Annotated in this window: 10 protein-coding genes; 5 read left to right on the top strand and 5 right to left on the bottom strand. The window is 60.5% G+C overall.

What is annotated here, in order from left to right:
* Positions 1-30: 30 nt before the first annotated feature.
* The 3 genes from ASTEX_RS15045 to ASTEX_RS15035 form a co-directional block, all read right to left on the bottom strand.
* Complete coding sequence (locus tag ASTEX_RS15045) at positions 31-2,988, bottom strand: LPS assembly protein LptD (RefSeq protein ID WP_013480490.1); 2,958 nt, start codon at positions 2,986-2,988, stop codon at positions 31-33.
* 149 nt (positions 2,989-3,137) lie between these two features.
* Positions 3,138-4,277 carry an LptF/LptG family permease gene (locus ASTEX_RS15040; protein WP_013480489.1) on the bottom strand — a complete coding sequence of 380 codons (1,140 nt, stop codon included), beginning with the start codon at positions 4,275-4,277 and terminating at the stop codon, positions 3,138-3,140.
* Positions 4,274-5,428, bottom strand: coding sequence for an LptF/LptG family permease (locus tag ASTEX_RS15035; RefSeq protein ID WP_013480488.1), 1,155 nt, complete (start codon positions 5,426-5,428; stop codon positions 4,274-4,276). The genes ASTEX_RS15040 and ASTEX_RS15035 overlap by 4 nt, the downstream gene beginning before the upstream one ends.
* A gap of 337 nt (positions 5,429-5,765) precedes the next feature.
* On the opposite strand from ASTEX_RS15035, the gene ASTEX_RS15030 reads away from it, so the two are divergent.
* From ASTEX_RS15030 to ASTEX_RS15020, 3 genes are read left to right on the top strand one after another with little or no spacing between them, the layout of a single operon-like run.
* A complete protein-coding gene (locus tag ASTEX_RS15030; protein ID WP_013480487.1) occupies positions 5,766-7,238 on the top strand; it encodes a leucyl aminopeptidase in 1,473 nt (490 codons plus the stop codon).
* Between the two features lie 36 nt (positions 7,239-7,274).
* Positions 7,275-7,724: a DNA polymerase III subunit chi gene (locus tag ASTEX_RS15025; RefSeq protein ID WP_013480486.1), complete on the top strand. Its 450-nt coding sequence runs from the start codon at positions 7,275-7,277 to the stop codon at positions 7,722-7,724.
* Positions 7,721-8,059 (top strand): proteinase inhibitor i78, encoded by a 339-nt coding sequence (locus ASTEX_RS15020; RefSeq protein ID WP_013480485.1) that lies wholly within the window; start codon positions 7,721-7,723, stop codon positions 8,057-8,059. Before ASTEX_RS15025 ends, ASTEX_RS15020 begins: the two co-directional genes overlap by 4 nt.
* Before the next feature lie 261 nt (positions 8,060-8,320).
* Here the strand turns inward: ASTEX_RS15020 and ASTEX_RS15015 are convergent, their stop codons facing one another.
* The gene (locus ASTEX_RS15015) at positions 8,321-10,222 is read right to left on the bottom strand and encodes an ABC-F family ATP-binding cassette domain-containing protein (protein ID WP_013480484.1); all 1,902 of its coding nucleotides are present in this window, start codon (positions 10,220-10,222) and stop codon (positions 8,321-8,323) included.
* Between the two features lie 96 nt (positions 10,223-10,318).
* Between ASTEX_RS15015 and ndk the strand changes: the two genes are divergently transcribed.
* A complete protein-coding gene (gene ndk, locus ASTEX_RS15010) occupies positions 10,319-10,735 on the top strand; it encodes a nucleoside-diphosphate kinase (RefSeq protein WP_013480483.1) in 417 nt (138 codons plus the stop codon).
* Positions 10,736-10,957: 222 nt separating this feature from the next.
* Here ndk and rnd read toward each other — a convergent pair whose 3' ends face one another.
* Positions 10,958-12,106: a ribonuclease D gene (rnd, locus tag ASTEX_RS15005; protein WP_013480482.1), complete on the bottom strand. Its 1,149-nt coding sequence runs from the start codon at positions 12,104-12,106 to the stop codon at positions 10,958-10,960.
* A gap of 214 nt (positions 12,107-12,320) precedes the next feature.
* Here rnd and purM point away from each other — a divergent pair, with 214 nt between their 5' ends.
* The gene (gene purM / locus ASTEX_RS15000; RefSeq protein ID WP_013480481.1) at positions 12,321-13,349 is read left to right on the top strand and encodes a phosphoribosylformylglycinamidine cyclo-ligase; all 1,029 of its coding nucleotides are present in this window, start codon (positions 12,321-12,323) and stop codon (positions 13,347-13,349) included.
* Positions 13,350-13,417: the final 68 nt, after the last annotated feature.

Below are 13,417 nucleotides of genomic sequence, written 5' to 3'. Positions count from 1 at the left end.
GGGTCGGGCAATCTATAAACCATACGGCTCTTAGCGTACATTGACAAAATCATCGTCCGATGGCGCCAATGTGGCAAGACTTATCCGAACCGAAATAGACTCGCTGGCCTTGCCGGGGATCTGTTGCAGCAGGGCCGTCTCGTCGCGTTGATAGACCAGTTCAAAGCGCGCGCAGTCATCTTTGTAGATGACGGAGGCTTCGGAACGCAGCCAGCGTTCGCGCAGCAGGTCACGGCTGACCTGCCCCGAGACGCCCCACCGGGAGTTAAAGAAGTGCTGTCCGAACAGTTGCAAGTCGTGGTAGCCCACGGTCGGCACCAGTTCACCATCGACGACGGTGAGATTATAGCTGTTCTTCAGGCCAACCAGAGCCGTGTTGTTGTACTGGTGGCGCAGGGTGAGCTGCGTATTGGCGCTGAAATAGCTCACCCCGGTTTCGCTCCGGCGGATCGTGGCATCGTCGCCGATGCGTTGACGGGTATAAAGGCGCAGGCCCCGGCCCGTATCGACCTCGGCCTGCACAACCCAGTCTGATTTGGTATTGGCCAGACTGGAGGCATCATATTTGTAGGTCTGGTTGCCGACCTTGTAGGTGCGGTAGAAGTTTTCTTCCGGATTTTGACGCAAGGCGCGCCCCAGAAGCGTGGAGATGCGCAGGCCCGAATCATAACTGAACTGGGTCTTTAACCCGAGATTCAGCCGCTTGCCACCTTCATAGAGGTCAAAGCCGGGCGAACGATTCACCTTGAACAGGGTGGTCGCATCCACTTCGAACGCGTTGGAGTCTTCATTGGTCAGGAAGGGCTCGACCTGCGAATCGGGCGACAGGGCCAGTTGCGCGATCGGCTCGATGATCATGGTCAGGCCGTTGAACTTGCGCAGCAGCGGGTAGGAGACGTCGAGGCCGACCGTGCCCAGGCTGCGTGAGACCCGCCGAGTATCCTCTTCGCCGGTTTGCAGGGTATATCCGGTCTTGTAATAGTCCCGCAGATAGTATTCGTCGTGACGTGCGTCGAGGAATGGCGCGACCTTGATGCCGCCGGGGGTGACCATGTCGCGCCGCCACGACAGACCGATATTGGCGCGCGCCGTATCAACGGACCCGCGATTACTCGGATCGGCGATGTCGGGGGCCAGAAAAATATCCGTCGAAGGCGTCGCCTTGCGAATAATCGACACGGCATTGGCCGACAGGGTCAGACGCCCGCCCAGTATCTCCTTATCCGGCGACCAGTAGGCGTCGACCATCGGCGCGACGGCAGGTTGTGTCTGGTCGCGTTCCGCTAGATAGAGAACCGGGCTAGAAGCCAGATCGGAACTCAGGCGGTGCTGACCGGCAATCGCGAGGCTTTGGAAAGAAAACAGCGAGGCGCTGAAGAAGGCCGTATCGGTCTGACGTACAAGATTGATCTGACTGATCAGGCGGCGCGAATTGCTCGAAAAATCGCCGGCATAGGGGAAGCCTTCATCGACCTTATAGCGTTCGTAGAAGTTCGAGATCGGCTGATTCACCGCGATGGGCGTCGAAACCGATGTACCATTGCTGTCATTTGACCACGACACCAGACCGTTGCTCGTCTTGTCCCACACGCGTTGTGCGGTGAAGTTCCAGCGCCAGACTTCGTTGATATCGAACTTGCCGTCGACCAGCATGAAGCCACGGGTGGCGCTATCGCCCCATTTGCGGCCCTTGTTGTCGAAAAAGCGCTCATTGGTGACGCCAAAGCGGCTATGCAGATCGCCGGAATAGAAACGGCGGTTGAGTTCGAGGTACAGAAGCGGATTGAGCTTGCTTGAAAATTCCGGGCTGATGATGATGTCCGTATAGGGCGATACCGCCCACAGGTACGGCAGTTCCAGCGTCGCCCCGCGCCGTCCCGAAAAACCGGGCTTGGGCATCAGGAAGCCGGAGCTGCGCTTGGCCGTCACGTCGGCGTGCCACAGGACAGGCATGTAGAAGACCGGCACGCCCTTGGCCTTGATGACGGCGTTGCGGTAGATCACCACGCGATGCTTCTTGTCCTGCGTGATCGAACTGGCCTGAATATGCCAGGTCGGCTCCTGCGTCACATTGTTCTTCACGCACAGTTGGCAGGGCGTGAAAAGGGCTTCGCTCAGACGGTTGGTCTGTTCGTCCAGACGTTCCACCTTGTTGGCGAACAGCTTGGACTGCTCGGTGTCGATATAGGCGATACGGTCGCCGGTACCGGAGGTATGTTCGTTATCGACCTCAAGCCGGTCGGCGTATTGCACCGAACCATCCGGATTGATCGTCTGCACATTGCCGGTGGCCACCGTCTTGCCCGTCGTCTGATCGTAGCGGACTTCATCAGCGCGAATCAGGCGGCCTTCCCAGCGCATTTCTACCTTGCCGCGGGCGACCATGATGTTTTCTTCGGGCGAAGTGACTTCATCGGCAGTAATAAAGGCCCCCTCTTCGCCCAGTCCATCGTCGGGCAGGGGCGGATCGGCGGGTTTGCTGTCGGCGAGATTGTCCTTGCCATTCAGGCGGTCGCGTTCGGCCTTGAGGAGTTGTTCGTCGCTCAGGCGCGTATTCATGACCATGGGCGCGGGCAGCGGCTGAGCCGTGGCGTCTGTCTGGGCCAGAGTGATGGCAGGCAAGGCCACGCTTTCGGCGGCGGGAGTGCTGGAACGCCGGGGGCGGGTCACCTTGGGCGCTTCGGAAGGGCTGACTGCGACGGTTTCGGCCGTGCCGCGGGCGACGTAGACCGCTGAAGCCGCGCCTTTGGACGGCTTAGAGCGGGGCGCGGGGAGGGGAGAGGACGTCGCCACCACGGGCGCGGGTTTTGCCACCGCTTCCACCGTCGGTGCGGTGAGGTCTGTCTCATCGGCGAAAAAGCGAACGCCTTTGAGCCGCACGTCACCGTTCGCTTCGGCATCCGGGCGCGCAGCGGCTTGACTGCTGACGACGCCAGCGGCCACAAGGGTCAGGACTCCTACGCTCAGTTTGAGCGACGCTTTTCTCATTGTCGGTGTACCTGATGGGATGGAACGCGGGACAAACGCTTCGGCTGATCTGGCTAATTAAAGGTTGTCAGACGGCGGGGACGGCGACGAATATTGACGTTTGGTCTCGGGCGTGTTGCCCGTGAGACGCAAACGTCGCACTCCATGCCCTAACCGTCCTCAGTATAAACAAGCAATGTCATCGCCGTCAAAAACGCGGCGAAGGGGGTAGCCCAGCCGGCGAGAAAGGCAGGGATGACCTCGGCCTTTCCCAGTGAGCCACAGAGCTGGTTAAGAAAAAACACCATAAAGCCCAGCACGATACCCGACAGGGTCAGGCGCGCCAGCCCGCCAATCCGCATTAGGCGCAGGCTGAAGGCGGCCCCCAGCGCAGTCATGGCCGCGAACATCAGCGGGGTGGCCAGCAATTGATTCAGGCGCAGTACGTAACCCGCCGCGGAAAAACCTGAGGATTCGATCTGGGCTATCGTGCCCGGCAATTGCCAGAAGTTGGTGGATTGCGGCGCAGCAAAGCGGTTGAAGGCCCGCTCCGGGCTCAGGTTTGAACCGATCGACAGGGTATTGTAATAAAGCGTTGTCTCGCCCGGTTTGCTGACCCGCGCGCTTTTGAGCTGCCAGGTGCCGGGTCGCAACACCGCTTCCGACGCGTCGATACGTGTCAGGAAACGCGGGATTTCCGCTTCATCAAGCGAGAAGGTCCAGAAGCTGGCGTCGATTAGGCGGCCGTCTTCGCTCTGTTCGCGGGCGTGGATAACAGTCTGCTGTTTGCCGTCACCCTGCCGCAAATAGATTTCGCCCGTCTTCGCACGGGTGTCCGATTGCGACTGCTGAGCGGCAAAGCGGTCATACTGGTCCGCCAGCACCGTGGCCGCCGGGCTTAGAACGGTTACGGTCAGCGCGCCCAAAATCGCCGCCATGCCGGCGGCAGGCAGGACAAAGCGCCAGGCCGACATCCCGGCGGCGCGCATAGCGATCAGCTCGGAACGGCGATTCAGGCCCACAAAAGCCGACAGGGTGCCGAATAGAAAGGCAAAGGGGAGCAGGACCAGAATGATATTGGGCGATTTCAGCATCAAAAGACCGACGATCTGCAAGCTGCTCAGGTCCCCGCGCTGGCCCAGCGACTTCGAAATTTCTACGTAGTCGATCAGGAAGATAATGCTGGAGACCACCACCAGTGCCGTGCCTATGGCCATCAGGCAGCGCGTGATGATGTAGGTCGTCAGGCGCTCACGACGCCACGGATTGACATAGGCCAGCAGGTTCAGGGTAGCGGTGACGGGGTTCATGCCTGACCTCCGATGGGCGTCAGTTCCGTCAGGTTTTGCGTGCGCTTCGATTTGCCGCGTACGCAGGTACGGTCGTTCTTATGAATGATGGACAAACAGACCCAGATTAGGGCCACTGGCACGACATATTGCATGATATTGAGCACTGGCGTGTTGGCACAACCGGCTTCAATGGCGAAGCCAACGATGCGTAACCCCGCGGCGATAAACGACACCGTGGCGATACGCCTCCCATAGCCTTGACGGCTAAACGCGCCGCCCAAAACCCCCACAATCGCCAGAAGGCAAAAGCCCAGATTATACAGCGGGCCGGAAATGCGCGCATGGCCTTCGGCCATTAGCTTCGTCCAGTTACCGTTTTCCCACTCCATGGCGCGGTTCGGGAAGAAGAGTTCGTGCGGGAAGCGATCGGAATCCTTGAAGTGCAGATAGTCTTCCGAGATCACGTACTGCGAGATATCAAAAGAGTATTCGGCAAAAGTGAGGTGGTTCAGAACGCCTTCCGGCGACAATTGCTGTGTCGATCCGTCGCGCAGGATTAGAACCTGTCCGCCTTTGACCGGGGTGATGACGCGGCCTTCACGCGCCAAATAGGTGCGGTCAAGACCATGCGGGCCGGGTGTGCGGATGAAGATTTGCCGCAGCAGGCCGCTTTGATCAATCCGCTGCACGTAGATGGTCATTCCCGACGGCGTTGTCGAGAAATCGCCTTCGCGAACAGCGGCGGCAATTACGTCAGTCTTAATCTTGAACAGTTCTTCCCGCATGGCGCGTGAGGCGGCGGGCTGGATGAATAGCGTCATCAGCAGGCCCATCAGGGTGATATAGACGCCAAAGCGCACCACTGGTGAGGCGATGCGCCACAAGGACATGCCGTTGGCATAGCCGGCCACAATTTCATGGTCATTGTGCATCCGGTTGAGCGCCACCAGCGTGCCCACAAAGATTGCGACCGGAAAGATCAGGCCCGAAAGCTGCGGCAGAGCGAGAAATGTGATTTTCAGGAAGGTGCTCAGGCTCTGGCCTCGCTCAACAATGACGTCAAACTGGGTCAGGGATTGCGACAGAATGGCGATAGCCGTCAGGGCGGCAATCGCCCCGAGAATCGGCGTGCGCATCTGGCGCGAGATGTAACCTTCGATCGTACGCAATTGCCAGCCTGAAAAAGTTTAAAAGGAACAAAGATGGCACTTAGACGTCGGCCTTGCCGACATCATGGCCGCGCACCATCTACTCGGTCTGTTTTGACCGCATACACAGGCAATAGCAAGCCATCTACCGCAGTGCAGTGGAAAAATCGGTTGTTTGTTTGCCCTGAGGGAACTGTGACCGCCTTGCCACGGCTGGGCAAATGGTGCTTAAACGGGCGCAGATTGCGGGCCCCTGCCTTGAAAGACCAAGGGGCATGTGCGTGACCCGCCCCTCTCTCGTTCTACAATAGCCGGATGCGCTCAGCAGGCTCGGCCGTTGGCATTATATGGAGTTTCCATGCAGATCGAACTGTCCGCCACCTTTCCCGCCGATACCGCCCTGGCCGTCGTGGTCGGCGAGGGCCTGAGTCTGAGCGCCGCCGCGAAGGCGCTGGAGACCGCCACCGGCGGCCACTTCACCGGAGCGTTGAAAAAGGCCGGGTTTACCGGCGCGAAAGGCAAGGTGCAAACGGTATCGGCCGCGCCGGATCAGGCCTACGCCGCTCTGGTGGCGCTGGGGGCTGGGCCTTTGAACGAGCTGAAAGGCCAGACGCTCGAATCGGTGGCCGGCAGCCTGTGGCATGGCCTGAAAGCATCGGGTCTGACCTCGGTGGCGCTCGATCTGTCAGGCTTCGCCGCGCAAGAGGTGGCGACGGTGCGCTTTGCCCTGACGCTCGCGTCCTACCGCTTCGACAAGTATTTTGGTCAGGCCAAGCTAGACAAGCTTCCGGCGCTGAAGACCATCATGCTAGTTACGCCGGATGTGGCGGCTGCTGAAGCGGCGTATCAACCATTGAAGGCGGTCGCTGAGGGGATCATACTGGCTCGCAATCTCGTGTCCGAGCCGCCGAACGTCCTCTATCCCGAATCCTATGCCGAACTCATCAAGGGCTATGAGAAGCTGGGCCTTATCGTCGAAGTGCTGGGCGAGGCCGAGATGAAGGCGCTGGGCATGAATGCGCTTCTAGGTGTGGGGCAGGGCTCGCGTAAGGAATCGAAGCTAGTCGTCATGCAGTGGAACGGCGCGGGAGGTGCGCAGCAGCCGGTGGCCTTTGTGGGTAAGGGGGTGACCTTTGACACCGGCGGTATCTCGATCAAGCCCGCCGAGGGCATGGAAGATATGAAGTGGGACATGGGCGGTTCGGCGGCCGTGGTGGGGGCCATGGTGGCGCTGGCCGGGCGCAAGGCGAAGGTCAATGCGGTGGGTATTGTCGGTCTGGTCGAAAACATGCCCGACGGAAATGCCCAGCGTCCAGGCGATGTGGTGAAGGCCATGTCGGGCACCACGATCGAAGTCATCAATACGGACGCCGAAGGCCGCCTCGTTCTGGCCGATGCCCTGTGGTATTGTCAGGACCGCTTCAAGCCGCAGTTCATGATTGATCTGGCCACCCTGACGGGGGCGATGATTATTTCCCTGGGCATGGACTATGCCGGCGTCTTCTCCAACAATGACGATCTTGCCGATAAACTGGCGAGCGCGTCGAAGTCGGTGTCGGAAAATACGTGGCGTATGCCGCTTCCGCCGCAGTACGAAAAGCAGATCGACTCAAAAATCGCCGACATCCGCAATATCGGCGGCCGTCCGGCGGGCTCAATCACCGCGGCCCTGTTCCTTCAGCGCTTTGTCAATGATGTGCCGTGGGCGCATATCGATATCGCTCCGACGGCGTGGACCAATGAGCAGCGCCTGACCACCGTGCCAGAAGGCGGCACAGGCTTTGGCGTGCGCACGCTGAATGCGCTGGTTGAAACCTATTACGAGCAATAATTCACATCCCCCTTTGACAAGAGAGCAAAAGATACCGTGACTCAGGTCTGGTTCTATCATCTTGAGCGAACGCCGCTGAGGGCAGCCCTGCCGGACCTGCTGGAGAAAACCCTTCAAAAGGGCTGGAAGGCCTATGTGCTGGGTGAGGCGGGTGATATGCTGGTGGGGCTGGATCAGCACCTGTGGGCGTACCGTGATGAGGCCTTCCTGCCGCATGGGTTGGAGAGCGAGCCTGAGGCGGCGCGCCAACCGGTGCTGCTGGGCGACAGCGGGGGCAATGCCAACGCGGCTGATGTTCTGTTCTCGGTCTCCGCCATGAATTTGCCCGAACTGTCGCCGTATCAGAGGTGTCTGATCCTGTTCGAGGGGCAAGACGAAACGCATCTGAACTGGGCGCGCGCCCAATGGAAGGCGCTGAAAGCCCGAAATCTTGATCTGGCCTACTGGAAACAAAACGACGCCGGTCGTTGGGAGAAGGTGCAATGATGAAAAAGATCGCAACCGGTTCGGCTCTGCTGCTACTGGCCGCCTGTTCGACACCAATCCCGGCACCGGTGTCGCCCCCGTCGCCGCCGCCCGTCTCGCGTCCGACACCGCAAAAACCACCGGAATTCAAGCCGGTCGATACAGACAAGTGTGAGGCCAAGGGCCTGCAATATCTGGTGGGCAAGCCGCGCACCCAGATCCCGGTGCCGCTGGAGCCCTCAAAGCGCCGTGTCCTGTGTTCGACCTGCGCGGCGACCATGGATTACCGCGCCGACCGTCAGACGATCATCTTCGATACGGATACGGGGATCATCAAGTCTGTCACCTGCGGTTAGGCAAATTGCGGTCTTTGGGCGCCTAGTTCGTCGCCGCCGCTTTCAGGTACAAGCGTACCTACGGCGCTAGGCTCCTGCTATTCGCCGCAAATCTCGCAATTTGCACGCCTCTCTCCTCCCCATATCATGGGGGGCAGCGAGCGAAGCGAAGCTGACGGAGGGGTATTACCGTCCGTAAGGTACGCCTCCGCCTCGTAAACTCGGCACCTCCCCATAAAATGGCTAGGTGGAAAATCGCAAACGTTAATTCGTCACCAAAGCCTATAGCCCTGCCTCGGTTTTGGCCGTTTCATAGACCTCGGCGGCCTCCATCCAGTCGCCTTCCAGCTTCACCAGATCGTCTTCGAGTTTGGCCTTTTCCTTGCCCAGCTTAACCGCTTCTGTAGCGGCTTTCACATAGATGTCCGGGTCCGAAAGTTTCAGGTCGATCATCTTGATCTTGTTACCCAAAGTCTCAATCTGACGCTCAAGGTCATCGGCCTTTTTCTTCAGCGGCGCGATAGCGTTTCGGGCGGCGGCGGCGGCCTTGCGCGCCTCCTTGGTATTGACGCTGGCCGGCTTGTCTTTGGCTGCCGCTTGTGCCTCTTCGCGGGTGGCCGTCTTGGCGCGTTCGACCACCAGCTTGGCATAGTCGTCCATCGTGCCGGTATAGGTCTTCACCGTCCCGTCATTGACCAGCCACAGCTTGTCCGCCACCAGTTCGACCAGTGAGCGGTCGTGCGTGATGATCAGCACAGCCCCCTCATAATCGTTCAGCGCATCCAGCAGGGCGCGGCGCGAGTCGATATCGAGGTGGTTTGTCGGCTCATCGAGGATCAGCAGGTGCGGGCCGTCCATCGCCACCATGTTGAGCAGCAGGCGCGCGCGCTCACCGCCCGATAGGTCTTTGACCTTGGTCTCGACCTTTTCAACCGTCATACCGAAGCTGCCCAGACGTCCGCGGCGTTTAGACTCCGTGTCATCCGGAAGGGCGCGGCGCATCATTTCCAGCGGCGTGTCCTCCGGGTCCATGGCCTCGATCTGATGCTGATGGAACCAGGCGACGGTCATGCGGCGGTCGCGCCACTGCGTGCCGTGCATCTCGCTCAGCGCCCCGGCCAGCAGCTTGGCAAAGGTCGATTTACCGGCCCCGTTGACCCCCAAAACCCCAATCCGATCATCGGGATCGAGCCGGATGTTGATGTTCCGAAGAATGACCGTATCCCCATAGCCAACACTGGCATCGTCCAGACGCAGGATCGGCGGGGCCAGTTCCTTTTCGGGCGAGGGCAGCCGGAAGGGGGCCACGCGGTCCTGAATATTGGCGGCAATCGGCGGCAGCTTTTCCAGCTTCTTCATGCGCGACTGCGCCTGAGAGGCCTTCGACGCCTTGGCCCTGAACCGATCGACAAAGGCCTGAAGGTGTGCGCGTTCGGCCTCCTGCTTGGCGGCATTGGCGGCATTAAGGCGGGCCTTTTCGGCGCGCATCCGCTCAAAATTATCGTAATTGCCGCTGTAGTAGTCGAGCCTTTGCCCGACCACATGCACGATGGCATCGACCGACTCGTTGAGCAGGTCGCGGTCGTGCGAGATCATCAGGGCGGCATTGGGGTAGCGTTTCAGCTTGGCTTCCAGCCATAATGCCCCTTCGAGGTCGAGATAGTTGGTCGGTTCATCGAGCAGCAGCAGGTCGGGCTCGGCCAGCAGCGCCCCGGCCAGCGCCGCGCGCATCCGCCAGCCACCGGAAAAATCCGAGATGGGGCGCGTCAGGTCAGCATTGGAAAAGCCCAGACCGCTGAGGATTTCGGCGGCGCGTGACGGCGCACGATCCGCGCCAATGGCGTAGAGGTCGTGGTGGATTTCCGCCTGCTGCATCGGATCGGCGGTTTCGAGCGCCTTCAAAAGGTTGGCGCGGCGCGTGTCGATGGCCAGCACCGCGTCGATCAGGTGCTGAGGTGAAGCGGCGATTTCCTGATCGACGCTGGCTACGCGCCAGCCTTTGGGCGTGGTGATTTCGCCGCCGCCGGGCTGTGACTTGCCCAAAATCAGGCCGAACAGGGTCGATTTACCGACGCCATTCAGCCCCACCAGACCGGCCTTGGTTCCCGGCGTCAGGGTCAGGCTGGCGCCATCAAAGAAGCGACGGCCATAAGCGTCGTAGGTCAGGTTGGTGATCTGAAGCATGAGACTGTAAAAAACGTCGTAAAAAAGCGGTTGGCGTAAGCCGTCGGCCTCGCTATAAGCCGCCCCAACCTAAACGCAAGACAAAACGGATTTCCCATGTCCCGCACCTTCTCCATCCTGAAGCCCGACGCCACCCGCCGCAACATCACCGGCGCCGTCAATGCCGTGATCGAGGCCGCCGGCCTGCGCATCGTCGCTCAGAAGCGCGTTCACTTCACCAAGGCTCAGGCCGAGCGCTTCTATGGCGTCCACAAGGAGCGCCCCTTCTTCGGTGAACTGGTTGAGCAAATGACCGCCGCGCCGGTCGTTGTTCAGGTTCTGGAAGGCGAAAACGCCGTCGCCAAGTACCGCGAAGTGCTGGGTGCCACCAACCCGGAACAGGCCGCCGAAGGCACCGTCCGTAAGCTGTTCGCCCTGTCGATCGGTGAAAACACCGCGCACGGTTCGGACTCGGACGAAAACGCCGCCATCGAAATCGCGCAGTTCTTCTCGGAAGCCGAAATCGTCGGCTAATCCGAGGCTTATTGCCGAAACTTAAAAACCCCGCCGGTGCGCCCGGCGGGGTTTTTTATTTAGCCACGAAAAACACGAAAAGCACAAAAAGGCTCCCCCCTTTTTGCCCGAAGGGCCTGCTGTCATTGTGGCAGGACTTCATGCCCAACGCGGCGCGCCAAATGTTGACCGCGTTGTTCGTGATTTTCGTGTTTTTCGTGGCTAAATTCTTCGGCCGCGAATCTAATCCAGTTCGACCACCTCGACGCGGGTGCCGTTGAGCACCAGAGCCAGCTCGCCTTTTTTCAGCTTGATGGCGTCGTCGCCGAACACCTTGCGCCGCCAGCCTTCGAGCGCGGGGACGTTGGCCTTATCGTCCAGCGCGATCTTTTCCAGATCTGCCACAGAGGCGATCAGCTTCGGGGCCACCCCTTCGTCTTCGCAGCGCACGCGCAGCAGCACCTTCAGCAGTTCCACCACGCTGGCCGGAACCTGCACCGGGGGCGGGGCCTTATCGACCTTAGGGGCGTATTTTTCTGGCTCAGCCAGAGCCGTCTGGATTACGTCGCACAGCTCGATGCCGAATTTGGACGCCCCGAAGCCCTTGGGCGTCGAGCGCAGCCGGTCAAAGGCCGCCGCATCGGTGGGCAGTTGGGTGGCGATTTCGTCCACGCCCTCGTCCTTGAGGATACGGCCGCGCGGTTGATCGCGCTCCTGCGCCACGCGCTCGCGCCACGCCGCGACCTCTTTGAACACCGCCATATATTTCAGCGAGGGCTTGCGCGGACGCAGCCGCCGCCAGGCGTCGTCGGGCGAGGTGTTGTAGAGCTTCGGATCGGTCAGGTCGGCCATTTCGGCGGCGACCCATTCGTAGCGGTTCTGCGCCTTGAGCTTTTCGACCAGCTTCGGATAGAGCCTGGCGAGATGCGTCACATCACCCAGCGCGTATTGCAACTGCTGCTCGGACAGAGGCCGGCGCGACCAGTCGGTAAAGCGTGAGCCCTTGTCGATATCGACCTTGATCACCTGACGGACCAGCGAATCATAGGCCACCTGATCGCCGAAGCCCGCCGCCATGGCCGCGACCTGCGTATCGAAGACCGGGGCGGGCATGGCCCCCAGATTGTTGAAGATTTCAACATCCTGACGGCAGGCGTGGAAGACCTTGAGGATGGCCGGATCGGTCAGCAGGTCCAGAAACGGCTTCAGGTCAAGGTCAGGGGACAGGGGGTCGATAATGCCCGCGTGCTCCTCAGACGCCGCCTGTATCAGGCACAGCTTGGGCCAGTAGGTGGTTTCGCGCATAAACTCCGTATCGACGGTGATGAACGGGGCGCTGGCGATTTTGGCGCAGAAGTCGGTGAGGGCGGCGGTCGTGGTGATAGTGGGCATAAATACGACTTTGTGCGTGAAGCGCGACGGGGATGCCCGTCTTTTTCCACGGCGATGAAAAGAGAGGACCGCACGGCGGCTGCCCGGCGCACGATTTGACGATTTTGCGAATAGCTATAGCAAGTTTTTACGGGACGAAAAGCGTCAAGCCCGCTATAGAGCGCGCAAATCACCCTCAAATCGCTTTCCGGCGCGTATACTTAAGGTTAGTTTTATGACCGAGCCCCAATCCAACGGCCTTACCTATGCCCAGTCCGGCGTCGATATCGACGCGGGCGAAGCGCTTGTGGACGCCATCAAACCGCTGGCCAAGGCCACGCGCCGCCCCGGTGCCGAAGCCAGTCTGGGCGGGTTTGGTGCCCTGTTTGACCTCAAGGCCGCGGGCTATGACGACCCGCTGATCGTCACCACGACGGACGGTGTGGGCACCAAGCTGCGCATCGCCATCGACACCAACCGCCACGACACGGTGGGCATCGACCTGGTGGCCATGTGCGTCAACGACCTGCTGGCGCAGGGAGCTGAGCCCCTGATGTTCCTCGACTATTACGCCACGTCGAAGCTGGACGTCGATACGGCGCGCCGCGTGGTGGCCGGGATTGCCGAAGGCTGCAAGCGTGCGGGCTGCGCGCTGGTGGGCGGGGAAACCGCCGAAATGCCCGGCATGTACGAGGGCGAAGACTATGATCTGGCCGGGTTCAGCGTCGGCGCGGTCAACCGTGACAAGGTGCTGCCTAAGCTGGAGGCACAGGCGGCGGGTGACCTGATAATCGCTCTAGGGTCGTCGGGGCCGCACTCCAACGGCTATTCGCTGATCCGCAAGGTAGTCGAGCGGTCGGGCCTGAACTGGGCTGACGATGCGCCGTTTGCCACCGAAAAGTCGCTGGCTCAGGCGCTGCTCGAGCCGACGCGCATCTATATTTCGTCGGTCCTGCCGCTGATGAAGGCGGGTCTGGTGACCGGTGGCGCGCATATCACGGGCGGCGGCCTGATCGAAAACCCCGGCCGCGCCATTGCTGAGGGGCTTAAGGCCGAGTTCGATTTCGACGGCTGGACCTTCCCGCCGGTCTTCCAGTGGCTGATGCAGACGGGCAATATCGACAAACACGAAATGCTGCGCACCTTTAACTGTGGCGTCGGGTTTGTGCTCTATGTGAAGCCGCACAATGCCGACGCCGTGCTGGCGGCGCTGCTCAATGCGGGCGAAGACGCCTTTATCTGCGGCCAGCTGGTCGCGGGGTAATGTCAACCCCCTCTCCCTAAGGGAGAGGGTTGGGGTGAGGGGGCTTTTGACCCCCGGTTCCCCCTCAT

This window comes from Asticcacaulis excentricus CB 48 (genome assembly GCF_000175215.2).
In the GTDB taxonomy this organism is placed as follows: Bacteria; Pseudomonadota; Alphaproteobacteria; order Caulobacterales; family Caulobacteraceae; genus Asticcacaulis; species Asticcacaulis excentricus.
This window is presented reverse-complemented; position numbering and strand designations above follow the sequence as displayed.

What these genes read in the sequence shown, in the direction of transcription:
- ASTEX_RS15045 (WP_013480490.1), bottom strand. Translation starts at nt 2,988, where the DNA reads ATGAGAAAAGCGTCGCTCAAACTGAGCGTAGGAGTCCTGACCCTTGTG.
- ASTEX_RS15040 (WP_013480489.1), bottom strand. Translation starts at nt 4,277, where the DNA reads ATGAACCCCGTCACCGCTACCCTGAACCTGCTGGCCTATGTCAATCCG.
- ASTEX_RS15030 (WP_013480487.1), top strand. Translation starts at nt 5,766, where the DNA reads ATGCAGATCGAACTGTCCGCCACCTTTCCCGCCGATACCGCCCTGGCC.
- ASTEX_RS15020 (WP_013480485.1), top strand. Translation starts at nt 7,721, where the DNA reads ATGATGAAAAAGATCGCAACCGGTTCGGCTCTGCTGCTACTGGCCGCC.
- ASTEX_RS15015 (WP_013480484.1), bottom strand. Translation starts at nt 10,222, where the DNA reads ATGCTTCAGATCACCAACCTGACCTACGACGCTTATGGCCGTCGCTTC.
- ndk (WP_013480483.1), top strand. Translation starts at nt 10,319, where the DNA reads ATGTCCCGCACCTTCTCCATCCTGAAGCCCGACGCCACCCGCCGCAAC.
- rnd (WP_013480482.1), bottom strand. Translation starts at nt 12,106, where the DNA reads ATGCCCACTATCACCACGACCGCCGCCCTCACCGACTTCTGCGCCAAA.
- purM (WP_013480481.1), top strand. Translation starts at nt 12,321, where the DNA reads ATGACCGAGCCCCAATCCAACGGCCTTACCTATGCCCAGTCCGGCGTC.